This window comes from Aeromicrobium sp. P5_D10, assembly GCF_054049535.1.
Genome location: NZ_JBFUME010000006.1, coordinates 341,180 through 357,218, shown reverse-complemented (window position 1 = coordinate 357,218; position 16,039 = coordinate 341,180). Strand labels below are relative to the sequence as shown.

Sequence of the window (16,039 nt, the reverse complement as noted above, 5' to 3'; positions counted from 1 at the left end):
GACCCCACGAGAAAAACAGCCTCCCCACGACACTTCGCGACATGCCTTGCTGTAGTCCCTCCCCCGAGATCCACGATTGAGCGCGAGCAGAGGGGGTACGAAAAGAACATGGCTAACTCAACCCCGAAATTCACGATTCCTGGCCTCACCAACGCCGACGGCGAGAAGCTCGCCGGCCTCCTGCAGGACAGGCTCAACGCCCTCAACGATCTGCACCTGACTCTCAAGCACGTGCACTGGAACGTCGTCGGCCCGCACTTCATCGCGGTCCACGAAATGATCGACCCGCACGTCGACGAAGTCATCGCGATGGTCGACGAGACCGCCGAACGTATCGCGACGCTCGGCGTCTCCCCCAAGGGAACCCCAGGCGCAATCGTCGCCGGACGTACCTGGGAGGACTACTCTCTCGGTCGGGCCACGACCAATGAGCACCTCGGGGCGCTCGATGAGGTGTACGTCGGCCTCCTGGAGGACCACCGCAAGGCGCAGGCGGCCGTCTCAGAGCTGGATCCGGTCACCGAAGACATGATCATCGGTCAGCAGAGGCAGCTTGAGCTGTTCCACTGGTTCATCCGGGCTCACTTGGAGAGCACCGGTGGACGCCTGTCTACCGCCGACGCCACGTCGGAGAAGCAGGCAGCTGCGGACGCACATGCCGCAGCAGACGTCACCGACTAACGCTTGCGGGGCGGCTTCTTGGCGGGGGCCGTGGTACCTCGGGTCACGACCCTCGCCATGAGAAGCTGCTGATCGCCGTGCTCGGCGTCACGGACGAACTGGTGAGCGGTCGGACCTCGTAGCACCGCTCCCACGACTCCGTGGTGGGTGATCACGACCTCCTTGCCGCGCACGCTCCACTCGTAGCCGCTGGGCCGCCCTTTCATGCGACGCCCAGGTAGGTCAGTGCCGCGTCGGTCAACGCGGTGGCGCGGATACGCGACTGGATCGCGTTCTGATGCGCCTGCCGGATCAACGCCGCGGTGTCGACGCCGAGGTCACCGAAGTAACCCTCATGCACCCAGCGTTCATATGTGTCGGGCTTGACCTCGGGATGGAACTGCCACGCGATCGCGCGAGTGCCCATCGAGTCGTCGATGATGCACTGCGGCCCACGCCACGACGTGCCGAGGATCCGCGATGTCGGACCCGGCGCGAACACATCGCTGTGTATCTGCCCCCAGGGGCCTTCGGGACATAACACCGGATCGATCGTGTCGACTCGTCCCCAGCCCAATTCGGCTTGGTCCGAGCGCCACGATGTGCCGCCCAGCGCTCTGGCGAGGAGCTGCGCTCCATAACAGATGCCCATGATCGGCGTGCCCGTCTGCAGCGCGGATCGGATCAGACGTGTCTCAGCCGTGACAGCCGACTTCCATTGGGGATCATGAGCCGACTTGTCCGATCCGAGCAACAAGATCAGATCGGATCGGCCGAGTTGGTCATACGTCGTGAGGTCGTCGCGGTCGAGCTCGATGATCTCGCCGCCGCGTTCGATGAGCCGGTCGACGACGTAACCGCCGTCCTTGTCAGTCGCATCGGCGACCACGTGAATCCGCATGGACTCATTGTGGCTCACAGGGGTCATGACGAAGCCCGCCGAGGTCACCTTCCCTTGTGACCCCGACGGGCTGCGTCGTCGTGCGCGGTGACTACTTGGAGTAGACCGGCACCGCAATCTCCGAGCCGACCTGCAGGGCAGATGCATTCGGCATGGAGTTGAGCTTGATGATCTCGTCGACGGTCTTGCGGATGTCGCCGTTGGGGTTGGCCTTGACGGCGATATCCCACAGTGTGGTGCCGGGCATGATGCGCACCGCGCTGGTCTCGGACGGTGTGCCCGCCTGGTCTGTCGCAGTCGACGACGGGCCGAACATGACGGCGAGGACCGCGATCGCGGCGATCGCGGACGCCAGCACGACACTCTTGCCGCGGCGGGTCAACCGGACCGGGGCCGTCTCGCGCTGCACCGGGACGACGCGCACGTCGCGGAATGAACGGGTATCGAACTGATTGATGGTCATGGTGCTCATGCGTGCCTCCGTGGGGGAAGTGAGACGGTTTGGAACTCGGTTGCCAGAGATGTGGTGCGTTCGACCGAGCGGCGGTTCTCGATGTCATTCGATGATGCGAACAGGCGTTCGATCGAACACATGTACGACAATAGGGGCCACCTCCGACAAAAGGAAGTCTTAATCGAACAGAAATTCGAGTGGCGTCATTCAACCACTGCAATTGCAGTGCCAAATTGCGCAGAATTTGTTCGAACAGTCTCCCCGCCCGCCGCCAAAACAGGCGAGAGCAGCCGTCGCGCACTACCGTCGAGACATGGCTGTAGCTCACATCGTTCGAACGTCCTGGAAGCAGGCATCGGCGCAACAAGCACCGTTACTCGCGGCCGGCGTGGCGTTCTACGCGTTCTTGTCGCTCTTCCCGGCACTCATCGCCGGGGTGCTGACGTACGGCCTGGTCGCCTCCCCCGAAACCGTCCAACGACAGTCCGAGGAACTTACTGATGCGCTGCCGGCTGACGCCGCCTCATTGGTCACTGGGCAACTTGAGAACCTGACGTCGACGTCGAGCGGTTCCCTCGGCGTGGGACTGGTCCTGGCGGTCTCGCTGGCGCTCTACAGCGCCTCAGGCGGCGTCGGGAATCTGGTGACCGCGATCAACGTCATGTTCGGCATCAAGGACTCGCGCGGTTTCGTCCAGCGCAAACTCCTGGCACTGGGCCTGACGTTGGGCGCGATCGTCTTCGTGCTCGTGGTGATCACTCTCGTGGCAGCGGCACCGGCGATCTTCGACGCCTTCGAGATCGTGCCCGGCGTCCGTGTCCTGCTCGAACTCGCACGCTGGGCGATTCTGCTCGGAGCACTCGTGATCGCGATCGGCGTGTTGTTCCGGGTGGCGCCGGACCGTCCGAAGTCGCCCAAGCTCGTGACCAAGGGAGTGCTGGTCGCCAGCGCACTTTGGGTCATCGTGTCGGTCGGCTTCTCGGTCTATGTCGACAACTTCGGCAGCTACGGCAAGACGTACGGCGCACTGGCCGGCGTCGTCATCTTGCTGCTGTGGCTCTGGATCGGCCTGTACGCGATCTTGTTCGGGGCCACGATCGAGGCCGTCAACGAAGACATCGTCACGACCGAGACCATCGAAGAGGACGCCCCCCGCGAGCTCTAGGACGCTGCCCGTTGTCTGCGCAGCCGCCGTGCACCCACACGTTTGATCAACGGATCGACCCGGGCCGCCGCGCCCGGCGCCAACGTGGCGCTCCTGCCGAGCACCCCACGCCACATCGGCACAGTCCTGACCGACCGCCGGGTGCCGAACATCTCGACCAGTGCATGAGCTGTCTGCTGCGGTGTCAACAGGACTCCTGCCGCCAAGATCGCCCTCGCCCCGCCATCTGGCGCCATCGAACCGACCATCGCAGTGTCGACCCCGTCAGGGCACAGGGCGTGGACGCGGATCTTGTCCTTGCGCAACTCGGCCACCAGCGATGTCGCGAGCGAGAGCACCGCAGCCTTCGACGCGGCGTAGACGCTGAGACCCGCTACGGGGGCATGTGCGCTCAAAGAGGCCAGGATGCCGATCTCTCCCCCGGTCACCCCGGTGCTGACCTGCTCGCGGAATGCATCGGCAGCCGCACGTACTCCCCACACGACGCCCAAGACATTGACCTCGACCGTCGTGCGGATCTGCTGCTCGGTCAGGGCCGTCGTGTCGCCTTCGAACAAGACACCCGCATTGCAGACCCAGGCGCCCAAAGGCGCGATCTCACGGGCGCGCACCGCGACGATGCGGTTCGCGCCTCGGGATCGGTGACATCGAGGCCGTAGCCCGCCGACGCGCCGATCTCGCTCGCGGTCCGTATCGCCGCCGGCTCGTCGATATCGGTCACGATCACGCTGTATCCGCGCCGGATCAGCTCGACCGCCACGGCACGTCCGATACCTTGGCCGGCGCCGGTGACGACAGCGGTTCTCGGTTGACCGGGCTTCACGAGTGTCTTGGGCATCGCCCCAACTTAGAGTTACAGGGCACGACACGCCATCGAACATATGTTTGAATCTGGGCCTCGATCCGGGTTAGTGTTCACACATGAGCGACGAACGCAAAGCCGACGTCACCGAGCTCCCCGACGGGCCGGCGGACTCCACTGGATTGACCGTCCGCCAGCGCAAGGTGCTGGAGTTCTTGCGCGATGAGATCGAGAAGCGCGGCTACCCACCGAGCATGCGCGAGATCGGTGCTGCCGTCGGCCTGACCAGTACGTCCTCGGTCGCTCACCAGCTGCGCACTCTCGAGGGTCTCGGCTACGTCAAGCGCGATCCCAACCGTCCTCGCGCGCTCGAGATCTTCTTGCCGGACGTGCTCGCGGCGAGGCGCTCGATGGCCACTGTGCCGCACGACGAGGCGCCCTTCGACGAGACCGGCATCAACGACGCGGCGCCCACCGCGACCAATATCCCGCTGGTGGGGCGCATCGCGGCCGGCGGACCGATCCTGGCCGAGGAGCGCGTCGAGGAGATCTTCCCGATGCCCAAATCCCTGGTCGGCGACGGGACGTTGTTCATGCTCGAAGTCTCCGGCGATTCGATGATTGACGCCGCGATCTGCAATGGCGACTATGTCGTGATCCGCCAGCAGCCCAATGCCGAGAACGGCGAGATCGTCGCTGCGATGCTCGACGGCGAAGCGACCGTCAAGACCTTCCAGCGCAAAGACGGCCAGGTCTGGCTACTGCCGCACAATCGGGACTACTCCCCCATCGACGGCACCCATGCCACGATCCTCGGCAAGGTCACCGCGGTCCTTCGGCGGGTGTGAGACGACGGGCCGCCCAGGCGCTTTCGACCATCTGGGCGACCGAATACCGCATCGTCCAGTCAAGATCTCGCGCGGCCAGCTCGCCCGAGGCGACGATCCGTGCCGGGTCGCCCGGACGCCGGTCGGTGATCTCGGGATCGAAGTCGATCCCGGTCGCTTGTGCCACGGCGGTCATGATTTCGCGCACCGAGACGCCATCGCCGCTACCGAGGTTGTAGACGGACTCCAACGAGACACCGGCCAGCAGCTTCCGGGCGGCGACCACATGCGCGTCCGCCAGATCGGCGACGTGGATGTAGTCCCGCACACATGTACCGTCCGGCGTCGGGTAGTCCGCGCCGTTGATCCGTGGCGTACGCCCCTCGAGCAGCGCCTCGATCACGAGCGGGAACAGATTGTGCGGGCTCGTGTCGTACAGCTGAGGCACGGCCGAGCCGACGACATTGAAGTAGCGCAGCGACGTGTGGTGCAGGGCGTGCGCCCTCGCGGTGTCACGCAGCAGCCACTCGCCGATCAGCTTGCTCTCACCGTACGGTGACTCCGGCGCCGTCTCGGTTGTCTCGGTGACCAGGTCCACGTCAGGCGTTCCGTAGACCGCAGCGCTCGACGAGAACACGATCTTGTCGACTCCGGCCTCGTTCATGGCCCGCAGCAGGCTGACAGTCCCCTGCACGTTCTGTTCGTACGTGTGCAGGGGACGGTGTACCGAGACCCCGGCGTACTTGAACCCTGCCAGGTGAACGACGGCCTCCACCTCGTGCTCGACCATCGCCTTGGCGACGATCGTCGTGTCGAGGATCGTGGCGTCGATCAGTTCGACGTCATCGGGCACGAAGCCGCGGTGCCCACTGGAGAAGTCGTCGACCACGACGCAGTCGAGTCCTGCGAGGCGGAAAGCCCTGACAATGTGAGAGCCGATGTAGCCGGCACCGCCGGTGACGAGAACAGTCATGACTCCACCTTCTCAGGTGGGACCATTACCCGTTGAAGCGCAGCGTGCCGACGTTGTAGCCCCGGCCCGCCTTGACCTTGACCGACTTCTTGCCGCTGAACTTTCGTCCGATACCGCGCCAGGAGTCGGAGTTGACCGAAATGGTCCAATAGCCCGAGGCCAGGCCCGCGATGTAGAACGTGCCCTTGCTGTCGGTGATGTCGGTGCGAATGACCCGAGTTCCCGCCGAGGACGACAGGCGCACCATGATCTCCTTGTTGGTGCGCTTCTTCGTGCGGGTGACCCGCCCCTTGACGACAGCACCCTGCCTGTTGGTGCTCGTGGTTTTGGTGATTCGCTGGCCGGTGTTCGAGATATTCAAGGTGTTGATGGTTCCCGCGCCATGAGCCTTGCAGTAGCCGCGGTACATCCAGCCGGCGTAGCCACGCTTGATGCTGTTCTGCGCGTTCGTGGCCGGATTGGGATCCGCCCGACGCGCCTTGGCTTCGAGGCCACTGTTCTTGTTTCCGGAGAGGCTCTTCAGCCGTTTGAACGACTTCCACGCCTCGTTTCCACGATCCGCGCCCTTGAAATAGGCACGGTTATTGGTGAACTTACTGGGATACCAGTCAGAACAACCAGTACGTCGCCCGACTTCGACCCAGTAGCTTCCCGGCCGCATATTGTTGAATACCCGGGTTCCCGAGCTGCTGGCGATGCCTTCGGCCACGACCGGGGCGTCGAGCACCTTCGCTCCTGGCACCTTTTCGCGGATCCGGATCCAACGGTCACCCTGACTCGTCGGCTTATAGGCTCGTGAGTAGCGGGCCTTGACCGTCACGCGGTTATTGCTTGAGCTGGCGTTGAGTGACTTGACCAGTGGGCTGGTCAGAGTGATGAGGTTGGTCTTCTTGTAGCTGTAGTTCGTGATGTCGTAGCAGCTGCCGTATCGGGTGCTCGTCCGCCCGTACCACGCCTGCACCGAGCCACGCTTGACTCCCACCATGTAGCGGTTTGACGACGAGCTTGTCAGCGGCAGGAAGCCCACCCGATACGCGCCAGAGCTATTCGCAATGGTCTGGCCGAAGACGTTGGCGCAGCGCATGATGTCGAGCTCACGCAGTTTCGACGATCCCCCGCTGTACGAAGGCGGCGGCGACGCCACCGTGATCTCGGTACCCGCTGAAGTTGTTCCGGAGATGTTTCCGTAGGTGAAGTTGGCGATGAAATCGCTGATACGGGTAGCTCGAATGACACTGCCGTCACTCAGGTGCGCACCCCCGCCGGCCGGCTTGTTGCTGGTGCCGCGCCAATACCACGACCGGGTGACGTCGTTTTGATCCTTGCCTCTGATCCGCAGGCGATAGGGAGTACTCGAGGCATTGTTGGCACCCAAGCTCACGCTGAGGCGGAATCGTCCGCCATTCACGGTGATGTCCTGACCCTTGACGACCTGGACGTTTCCGCCCTTGATCGTACGAACTAGATCGACCCGGATGTCACGGGCCAACGACCCACCGACGCCAGACACCACGCCAGTGATGTCTTGACGGGTCAGACGTGTCTCAGTGGTCATCGAGTTGTAGTGGTGAGTAACCCGCTTGGGTGAGGTCTCTGCGACCGTCAGGCGTACGTTCTTGACTGTCTTGATGTCGCGACCGGCAACTGCCGGAGCGCGGTGCGGATTGTCTGGAGCGCCCGTGTTGATCGCCACCGACACGTAGGCCGTCTTGCGGGCCTTGACGGAGTAGCTTCGCGATCGCGGCTTACCGATGTCGTCGCGGAACCAGATCTTGCCCTTGCAAGTCTTCGACTTGCGTGAGCAGCGAACCGGGATCTTCCCGGTGCCGTCCGAGCTCAAAGCGACGCGAGTCGTCTTGACAGATGAGTAGTAGCTGGCCGCTTCAGCGGGCAACGCCGACAACAGCGAGACCACCAACGCCATCAGCGCAAGAGCAATGGCAGGCGTACGCAGTCTCATGAACATCCCCCGAGAACTTCGATGACAGGCAGCGGCCAACATAACAAATCTTGGCGACTCCTGCCCAACCTCACCCGTTGAACCTCAGAGTTCCGACCGAATAGCTCCTACCGGCGTTGACCCGGATGCTGTGCCGACCCTTGAACGCCCGGCCGATTCCACGCCACGAGTCGCTGTTGACCGCAACCGACCAGTTGCCGCTCGGCAGGCCCGAAACCGTGAACCGTCCGGAACCATCGGTCATGGCGGTGCGAAGCACACGGACACCGTCGGTCGACGACAGCCGCACCATGATCTCCTTGTTGGTACGGCCCTTGCTACGGACGACGCGACCGCTGACCGACGCACCCTTCGCAGCCCTCACCGAGACGCTCTTGGTGTAGGACGAGCCGGTGTCGCGAACGCTGACGGCGACGTACTTGCCAGCGCCAACAGCCCGGCAGTGCGATCGGTACATCCAGCCGCGCGATCCGGCCTTGACCTTGTTCTGCGCATCTGTTGCGGGATTGGGACGCACGCTGCGTGCCTTGGCACGCAGGCCGCTGTTCAGATCAGAGAGCTTGCGGAACGCCTTCCAGCGCTCGGCGCCCCGGTCCTGCCCCTTGAAGTATGCGGCGTTGTTCGGGAAACGGCTGGGGTACCAGTCCGAGCAGCCTGTACGTCGACCCAGCTCGACCCAATAGTTGCCCGGCGGCACATCGCTGAACCGGACGTTTCCGCTGGCATTGCCCAATCGTTCGGCGACCACGGGAGCGTCGAGAATCGGCGCGCCTGGTACCCGCTCGCGCAACCGGATCCAGCGATCACCCTGGGTGGTCGGACTGAACCCCGAGAATGAACCGTTGACCGCGATGTCGATTCCGCTGGCCGACACGTCGACATTCCGGGTCACGGGCGTCGTGCCGTCGAGGTCGATCAGATTGGCTGTCGAGTACGCGTATCTGCCCACGTCGAAACAGCTACCGAACCGCTCGGCGGACCGCCCGTACCACGCGTCGACCGAGCCCCTGCGTGCAGAAACCATGTACCTGCGCTCGCCTGCACGGTAGGGCAGGAAGTCGATTCGGTAGGTGCCGTTGGATGCGGCCCGGGTCTCGCCGAAAGCATTTCCGCAGCCCACGAAATCGAGTTCGCGGGTGACGGTGCTTCCGCCCTTATATGACCTCGGCGGCGCGACTACAGTCACTGTGGTTCCCGCAGGCGCTGTCCCACGGATCGAGGAGTAGCGGAAGTCCGCGTTGAAATCGCTGGTCTTCGTCGCCTGGATGACGCTGGCTTCGTTCAAGTACCGGCCGCCGCCGGTCGGAACACTATTTCTGCCTCGCCAGTACCAAGTGCGGCTGATACCGTCCTGATCTTTGGCGCTGATCCGCAACCGGAAGGCACCCGACGGCGAGTTGTTCGCACCCAGCGGAACACTGAGCGTGTAACGGTCGCCGGCGCTCAGATCGTTGACGAAACGGACAACGCTGGTGTTGCCCCCGCGGACCAGACGTAGGAGCTCTACTCGAACACCACTGACGTCGCTACCGTTGACGGCCGCGATGACTCCGGTGATCTGTTGCCGCCACACCGGGGTCTCTGTGGTCACGGCGTAGGTCGTGGTCGCCTTCTTGGGCGAGGTCTCGACGATTCGGAGCTTCTGGCCGGTCTTGTAGAAGTACTGCCCGTTCCTGGACGTGCCGCCACGGTGGGGGTTGGCCGAGTCGCCAGATCGCAGCGCGACGGCACGATAGACGGTCTTCTTGGCCGGAACGCTGTACTTGGTGGTCTTGGTCGACCCGACGAATCGGAGCGTGCCCTTGCACGTGCTCGACGACTTGCAGGCAATCGCGACCTTGCCCTTGCCCGTCGAAGAGATCGCGATGCTCTTGGACTTCAGGTACGACTTGTGACTCGCCGCTTCCGCGGGAGAGGCCACCAGCAATCCGGCGACGACTGCCCCCAAGGTGGGCAGCAACAGGAGACCGCGGTACTTCATGAATTCCCCAAACGTGGTGGCGGACAGCCGCCTCACGATATCAGTCGGAAGAGCCTGTCGCGGCCATTGCTGCCGAGTCGAGCCGCCGCAGCGCCCCCAGCGCGATCTCGCGATCCGTGGTGCGCCACATATCTGGCAATGACGCCGCCAGGAAAGAGCCGTAGCGTGCGGTGGCGATCCGCGGATCGAGAATCGCGACAACGCCTTTGTCGCTTGAACGACGGATCAGACGTCCGGTTCCTTGCGCCAGCAGCAGCGCCGCATGATTGGCTGCCACCGCCATGAACCCGTTGCCGCCCCGCTTCTCGACGAGGCGCTGTCGGGCGCTCATGAGCGGATCATCAGGGCGCGGGAACGGGATGCGGTCGATGATGACCAGCTGGCACGTCTCACCCGGCAGATCGACACCTTGCCACAGGCTCAAGGTGCCGAACAGGCATGTGGTCGGCGTCTCGGCGAACCGTCGGGCCAGCTCGGGTAGTTGCGCATCGCCCTGACACCAGATATCGATGTCGGGCAGCCGAGCACGTACCTCCTCAGCCGCCTTCTCGGCGCCGCGGCGTGATGAGAACAGCCCGAGCGTCCGTCCGCCGGCCGCCTCGATCAACGCCGTGATCTCGGCGAGCTGCGCTTCCTCGAGGCCATCGCGGCCCGGCGCCGGCAGGTCTCGGGCAACATAGAGCATGCCCTGCTTCTTGTAGTCGAATGGCGAGCCGACGTCGAGCGAACTCCACGGCGGGTCATCGTCCCACAGGCCCAAGGAGCGGGCGACGGGGTCGAATCCGCCACCCAGTTTGAGTGTCGCGCTGGTCAGTACCACGGTCTTACTGCCGAAGAGTTTGTCGCGCAACGCCGCCGACACATCGATCGGCGCAATGTGCAGTTGCTTATTGCCTCGCAGATCGCTCAGCCAGAGCACTTCTGTCTCGGCCTTGGCAGCCATTCGTTCGGCGACCTTGCGCACCTCGTCGACCATGCCCTTGGCCTGCAGCTTGGCAGCGTCGGGCTCGCCCTTGTCCTTCTCCTTCGGAAAGGCCGAGAGACAGTTGCGTGCGGTATCGCGGACGAAGGCCAGCACTTCCTGCAATGGCTGGGACGGCTCGTCGATACGTCCCTCCTGCGTCCGCGCGAGGACGTCGGCGAGATTGTCGGATGCGTCGGACAGATCATCGGCCTCCTTGCCCTCCACGTGCGCCCTCGCACGTCTGGCTGCGCGTTCGACGATGACCGGATCGAGCTCGTCGGTCGAGGCCTGAGTCACTCTGGCGGCGAGCTCATGTGCCTCATCGACGATCACGGCGTCGTACTCGGGCAGCATCGGCACGCCGTCGATCGCGTCGATGGCCAGCAGGGCGTGATTGGTCACGACGACCTGTGCGGTCTGGGCGTCCTCACGGGCCAGTTCGGCGAAGCACTCCAGGGCATGGGCACAGCGCGACGCTCCGAGGCATTCACGGTGGTTGACGCTGACCTGCCGCCAGGCACGGTCGTTGTGCGACGGCGCGGAGTCACGGTCGCCGGTGTGGCCGCCAGCTGCCTGTTCCTCGGCCCACTCGCGCAGTTCGACGACCTCGGCGCCCAATGACCCTTCGGGGATCTCGATCAACGTGCCCTGGTCATCGGGGGCACCTTCTCGGACCCGGTGCAAACACGCGTAATTGCCGCGGCCTTTGACGACGGCGTGATGCGGCACCTTGTCGAGAGTCGCCTTGGCGGCTGCCTTCAGCGCCGGGATGTCACGCTCGACCAGCTGATGCTGCAGGTTGAGCGTCGCGGTGGCTACCACGACTCGTTTGCCGTGCAGCAGACTCGGCACGAGATAGCCCAGCGACTTTCCCGTTCCGGTGCCTGCCTGCACCAGCAGGTGCTCGCCGGTGTCGAGTGCGCGCTTGACGGCCTCGGCCATCTCGATCTGACCCGGGCGGTCCGTGCCGCCGACAGCTTCGACCGCGGCATGGAGGACGTCGCGGATATCGGGCACATCCTGAAGGTTATCTGGACCCGCTCACGCCCATGCGATGCCGTCCACAGGTCACTGGCCGGCGAGCCCCAGCAACTCCCGTACTGGCCCGGACGGCGGGATATCGCTGCCTGCCCACACGGCACGGAACGTGCGTCGCAGGTCGAGCCCACTGGTAGTGACGACGACCAGGTGCCCGGCCGCGACGTCATGCTCGACCACCAGCGAGCTGAGGAATGCCGGCGCTCCTCCGGCCCTGACCGATGCGCGTACCGCAGTGGAGGTCGTCAGCTCCACAGCAGGCGTGGCCATCGTGAGATCGTGCGCTGCGAGTGCCCGTTCGAGAACCTCCCGAGTGCCCGAACCGACCTCACGGCATGTCAGCGACAACTCGGCCACCTGCCTTGGCGTCAGCGCCTTCCGCGTGCCCGACAGCGGCCCGCCTGCAGCCACGACAAGCAGAAGTTCATCCGATCCCACGGCCTGCGTGCCCAGCTCGTCGGGGACGTCGGTGCCCTCGACGAATCCGAGATCAGCCGTGCCGTCCTGAACCGCCGCGAGGACCTGACGGCTGTTGGCGGCCTGGAGACTGACAGCGGTCGGCTCCACGCCTTCGCGAGTCTGCCGCTCGCGCAACTGGACCATCCATCGCGGGACGAGGTGCTCGGCGACCGTCATGCTGGCAGCGATGTGCAATTCACGGCGACGATCGGTGCGAAAAGACGCGATCGCACCGTCGACCTCTTCGGCGAGGTCAAGCAGTTGCGCGGCCCAGCCGACCAAAACAGTGCCCGACGTCGTCAGGGTCGAGCCGCGGGCACTGCGATGCAAGACCGTGAAGCCCACCTGTGACTCCAGGACCCGCAACCGCTCGGAGGCAGCCTGTTGAGTCATGCCCTGGACCCTCGCAGCGGCGCCGATACTGCCGAATCTGGCGACGTCGACGAGCAGTGACATCGCGGTCAGGTCAGGTAGGCGGGGGCTGAGGGGCACCTCGACAGCCTACTCCGGTCACAGGGGTTGCCTGTGGACCCACAGGCAACTGACCGCTACTCGATGAGTCACGAACCGCCCACGCTGGAACTATGACCACGATGACCCGCTCCCCCGCAGTCAGGGCCAGACGAGCAGCACTCGGACCCAATTGGTTCGCCGCTGTCATGGGCACCGGGATCGTGGCCACCGCAGCTGTCGGCCTGCCCGTTCACCACGCCGCCATCGACGTGTTCGCGCGCTTCATATGGCTGCTGGCAGCCAGCCTGCTCCTGATTCTGATCACCGTGAACGTCCGCCAATGGATCCGGCGTCCATCCACTGCCCGCGCTCACTTGAACGATCCGGTGCTATCGCACTTCTACGGTGCCCCGGCCATGGCGCTCATGACCGTCGGAGCCGGCGCCCTGCTGGTAGGTCGAGATCTGATCGGCACACCCGCGGCCACGGCGGTAAGCATGACGCTGTGGATTGCCGGGACAGCCCTGGGGCTGTGGACGACCGTCGCGGTGCCCCGCCGGATGCACCACACCTATCGGGGTCCGGCATTCGGCGGCTGGCTCATGCCGGTCGTCCCCCCGATGGTGAGCGCCGCGGCAGGAGGGGTCCTCGTGCCCTATCTTCCGGCTTCGCTGCACACGCCCGTGCGCCTCACCTGCTGGGCGCTGTTCGCGATCGCCCTGGCGGCGAGCCTTCCGCTCATCGCGCAGATCGTCCGGAATGTCGCAACCGGCCGGCTCGGTACGGCCGCCACGATCCCGACGCTGTTCATCGTTGTCGGACCTTTGGGCCAGTCGGCGACCGCCGCGCACACGCTGGCTCCGCACGGAACGTTCGCGGTGGCCTACGGCGTGCCGGTTCTGACGGCGGCAGCGGTGTGGCTCATCGTCGCCGCGACGTTGACGGCCAGGACGGCGCGTCAGGGTATGCCGTTCGCGTTGACGTGGTGGTCGTTCACTTTCCCGGTGGGCACCGTCGTCACGGGAACCTCCGGGCTCGCCGCCGCGACCGGCAGCCCTGTGCTCGAGGTCGCGGCGGTCGCGCTGTTCCTGATCTTGCTGACCGCTTGGGTCGTCGTGGCCATACGGACCGTGAGCGGCCTGCGATCGGGCCGTCTGCTCCCGCTGGATCAGCTCGCGTAACGTTCCAGCTCGGCCGCCAGCGCACCATGCACCCGGGCGACCACGTGGGTTCCTTCGGCTTCATGGTCGAGGGACTCGATCTCGCCTTGGGTGTGGATCAGATTGAGCAGATCGCCGCGCGAGTACGGGAGCACGACATCGACTCGACTGGCCGGTTGCGGCAGATCGGCCTCGATCGCACTCAGCAGTTCATCGATGCCCTCCCCGGTCAGCGCACTGACGACGATCGCGTGCGGCTCTCGGGACAGCAACTGCTGCAACACGATCGGGTCGGCGGCATCGGCCTTGTTGATCACGATGATCTCGGGCACTTCGGTCGCGTTGACATCGGCGAAGACCTCGCGCACCGCAGCGATCTGTCCCTCGGGATCGGGGTGGGAGCCGTCGACGACGTGCAGGATCAGATCGGACTCGGCGACCTCCTCCAGCGTCGAACGGAACGCTTCGACCAGCTGGTGCGGCAGATTGCGGACAAAGCCGACGGTGTCAGACATCGTGTAGACGCGGCCGTCGGCGGTCTGGGTGCGCCGGGTCGTCGGATCGAGGGTCGCGAACAGTGCGTTCTCGACCAGCACACCGGCATCGGTCAGTCGGTTGAGCAGACTCGATTTGCCTGAGTTGGTGTAGCCCGCGATCGCGACGGAGGCGATGTCATGACGTTTGCGGTTGGCCTTCTTCGTCTCACGGGCCTTGCCGAGGTCGATCAGTTCGCGTCGCAGTTTGGTCATCTTCATCTCGATGCGGCGGCGATCGGTCTCCAGCTTGGTCTCACCGGGGCCACGACCACCGATGCCCTCACCGCCCGCGGCCTGTCCACCGGCCTGGCGCGACAGATTGCCACCCCAACCGCGCAGTCGCTGCTTCTGATACTTCAACTGGGCCAGCTCGACCTGGGCCTTACCCTCTTTGGACTTGGCGTGCTGGGCGAAGATGTCGAGGATCAGCGCCGTGCGGTCGACGACTTTGACCTTGCACTTGTCCTCGAGATTGCGCAGCTGGCTGGGCGCGAGCGCCCCGTCGCAGATGATCGTGTCGGCGCCGCTGGCCTCGACCGACGCCCGTAGATCCTCGACCTTGCCCGAGCCGATGAAGGTCGCGGGGTCGGGCTTCTGCCGCCGCTGGATCATGGCATCGAGCACCTCGGAACCGGCTGTCTCGGCGAGCAGCTTGAGCTCGGCCAGGGAGTTCTCGGCGTCCTCGACGGTGCCTTCGGTCCACACACCGACCAGGACGACTCGCTCCAACCGAAGTTGGCGGTACTCGACCTCGGTGATGTCCTCGAGTTCGGTGCGGAGGTTGACGACTCGGCGAAGTGAGTTGCGCTCCTCCAGCTCGAGACCTTCCGTGCCGATTTCGTGAGCTGGGCCTGTCGAAGTGTCGGTCATGCAATCCAATCCATATTTCCGCGTGCGGCAATTGAGGCGGGACCCGTCAGGATCATGTGGTCATCGGCACGCCAGGTCACGTGCACCGTGCCGCCCGGCACGTCGACGCGGTACGTCGCCGGTCTTTCGGCTCGGTCAGCGGCTGCTGTGGCCACGGCCACCGCACAGGCGCCGGTGCCGCACGAGCGGGTCTCGCCCGATCCACGTTCGTGGACCCGCATCGCGACGTGCTGGTCACCCTGGCGAACGACGAACTCGATGTTGACGCCGTCCGGATAGACGGTGCGGTCGAATTCGGGCTGCTGCAGCAGGGTGCCGGCATCGCTCAGGCGATCGACGAAGGCGACAGCGTGCGGATTGCCAGTACGGACGTCCTGGGCCTCCCAGGCGTGACCGTCGACGGCGACCTTGGAGACGCCCTGGATCTGCGGAGCGCCCATGTCGACGCTGATGAGGTCGCCGTCCAATGTGATGGTCTTGTCTCCGTCGCGCGTGCCGACGACGAACGGCGTCGTCGGATCGACGAGACCTTCCTGCGCGAGATGCAAGGCGAAGACCCGCATGCCGTTGCCGCACATCTCACTGACCGATCCGTCGGCATTGCGGTAGTCCATGAACCACTCGCCGGCCGATTCGAGGCCGATCGCCTGAGTTCGGATGACGCGCAAGACACCGTCGGCACCGATACCGCGCCGACGGTGGCAGAGTGCGGCCACGAAGGCAGCGTCCAGCTCACCGTGGATCGTGCCGTCATGGTCTGGGAGCAGCACGAAGTCGTTCTCGGTGCCGTGCCCCTTGAGCCATGGAAAGGTCATGGGTTCCAGTCTACTTGGTTT

General features: G+C 64.7%; 14 protein-coding genes and 1 pseudogene. 4 read left to right on the top strand and 11 right to left on the bottom strand.

The genetic code is table 11. The features are described 5' to 3' along the window. The first annotated feature begins 108 nt into the window (after positions 1–108). Positions 109–681, top strand: coding sequence for a Dps family protein (locus ACXJKC_RS14300; RefSeq protein ID WP_456697405.1), 573 nt, complete (start codon positions 109–111; stop codon positions 679–681). Here ACXJKC_RS14300 and ACXJKC_RS14295 read toward each other — a convergent pair. The 3 genes from ACXJKC_RS14295 to ACXJKC_RS14285 all read right to left on the bottom strand — a co-directional run bounded on the left by ACXJKC_RS14295 (position 678) and on the right by ACXJKC_RS14285 (position 2,033). Continuing rightward, positions 678–887: a hypothetical protein gene (locus ACXJKC_RS14295; RefSeq protein ID WP_456697404.1), complete on the bottom strand. Its 210-nt coding sequence runs from the start codon at positions 885–887 to the stop codon at positions 678–680. The genes ACXJKC_RS14300 and ACXJKC_RS14295 overlap by 4 nt on opposite strands. After that, positions 884–1,561, bottom strand: coding sequence for a type 1 glutamine amidotransferase (locus ACXJKC_RS14290; RefSeq protein WP_456697403.1), 678 nt, complete (start codon positions 1,559–1,561; stop codon positions 884–886). Before ACXJKC_RS14290 ends, ACXJKC_RS14295 begins: the two co-directional genes overlap by 4 nt. A gap of 91 nt (positions 1,562–1,652) precedes the next feature. Then, the gene (locus ACXJKC_RS14285; RefSeq protein ID WP_456697402.1) at positions 1,653–2,033 is read right to left on the bottom strand and encodes a LysM peptidoglycan-binding domain-containing protein; all 381 of its coding nucleotides are present in this window, start codon (positions 2,031–2,033) and stop codon (positions 1,653–1,655) included. Between the two features lie 295 nt (positions 2,034–2,328). Here ACXJKC_RS14285 and ACXJKC_RS14280 point away from each other — a divergent pair, with 295 nt between their 5' ends. Then, entirely contained in the window at positions 2,329–3,180 is an 852-nt protein-coding gene (locus tag ACXJKC_RS14280) for a YihY/virulence factor BrkB family protein (RefSeq protein WP_456697401.1), read from the top strand. Here ACXJKC_RS14280 and ACXJKC_RS14275 read toward each other — a convergent pair. Beyond that, positions 3,177–4,018: pseudogene (locus ACXJKC_RS14275) on the bottom strand (SDR family NAD(P)-dependent oxidoreductase). The gene ACXJKC_RS14280 and the pseudogene ACXJKC_RS14275 overlap by 4 nt on opposite strands. An 83-nt stretch (positions 4,019–4,101) precedes the next feature. Here ACXJKC_RS14275 and lexA point away from each other — a divergent pair. After that, positions 4,102–4,830, top strand: a complete 729-nt coding sequence (gene lexA / locus ACXJKC_RS14270; RefSeq protein WP_456697400.1) for a transcriptional repressor LexA — start codon at positions 4,102–4,104, stop codon at positions 4,828–4,830. On the opposite strand, the gene galE is transcribed toward lexA, so the two are convergent. The 5 genes from galE to ACXJKC_RS14245 all read right to left on the bottom strand — a co-directional run bounded on the left by galE (position 4,805) and on the right by ACXJKC_RS14245 (position 12,676). Then, positions 4,805–5,782, bottom strand: coding sequence for a UDP-glucose 4-epimerase GalE (galE, locus tag ACXJKC_RS14265; RefSeq protein WP_456697399.1), 978 nt, complete (start codon positions 5,780–5,782; stop codon positions 4,805–4,807). The genes lexA and galE overlap by 26 nt on opposite strands. Positions 5,783–5,807: 25 nt before the next feature. After that, entirely contained in the window at positions 5,808–7,742 is a 1,935-nt protein-coding gene (locus ACXJKC_RS14260; RefSeq protein ID WP_456697398.1) for a hypothetical protein, read from the bottom strand. Positions 7,743–7,812: 70 nt separating this feature from the next. Then, positions 7,813–9,723 carry a carboxypeptidase-like regulatory domain-containing protein gene (locus ACXJKC_RS14255; RefSeq protein ID WP_456697397.1) on the bottom strand — a complete coding sequence of 637 codons (1,911 nt, stop codon included), beginning with the start codon at positions 9,721–9,723 and terminating at the stop codon, positions 7,813–7,815. Positions 9,724–9,763: 40 nt separating this feature from the next. Beyond that, positions 9,764–11,629, bottom strand: coding sequence for an ATP-dependent DNA helicase (locus ACXJKC_RS14250; protein WP_456697500.1), 1,866 nt, complete (start codon positions 11,627–11,629; stop codon positions 9,764–9,766). Positions 11,630–11,755: 126 nt separating this feature from the next. Next, the gene (locus tag ACXJKC_RS14245) at positions 11,756–12,676 is read right to left on the bottom strand and encodes a LysR family transcriptional regulator (RefSeq protein ID WP_456697396.1); all 921 of its coding nucleotides are present in this window, start codon (positions 12,674–12,676) and stop codon (positions 11,756–11,758) included. Positions 12,677–12,768: 92 nt separating this feature from the next. Between ACXJKC_RS14245 and ACXJKC_RS14240 the strand changes: the two genes are divergently transcribed. Next, a complete protein-coding gene (locus tag ACXJKC_RS14240; RefSeq protein ID WP_456697395.1) occupies positions 12,769–13,818 on the top strand; it encodes a TDT family transporter in 1,050 nt (349 codons plus the stop codon). Here ACXJKC_RS14240 and hflX read toward each other — a convergent pair. Together hflX and dapF are read right to left on the bottom strand one after the other, a co-directional pair. Continuing rightward, positions 13,806–15,203 carry a GTPase HflX gene (hflX, locus tag ACXJKC_RS14235; RefSeq protein WP_456697394.1) on the bottom strand — a complete coding sequence of 466 codons (1,398 nt, stop codon included), beginning with the start codon at positions 15,201–15,203 and terminating at the stop codon, positions 13,806–13,808. The two genes, ACXJKC_RS14240 and hflX, sit on opposite strands and share 13 nt — an antisense overlap. After that, on the bottom strand, positions 15,200–16,018 hold the full coding sequence (gene dapF, locus ACXJKC_RS14230) for a diaminopimelate epimerase (RefSeq protein WP_456697393.1): 819 nt from the start codon (positions 16,016–16,018) through the stop codon (positions 15,200–15,202). Before dapF ends, hflX begins: the two co-directional genes overlap by 4 nt. Positions 16,019–16,039: the final 21 nt, after the last annotated feature.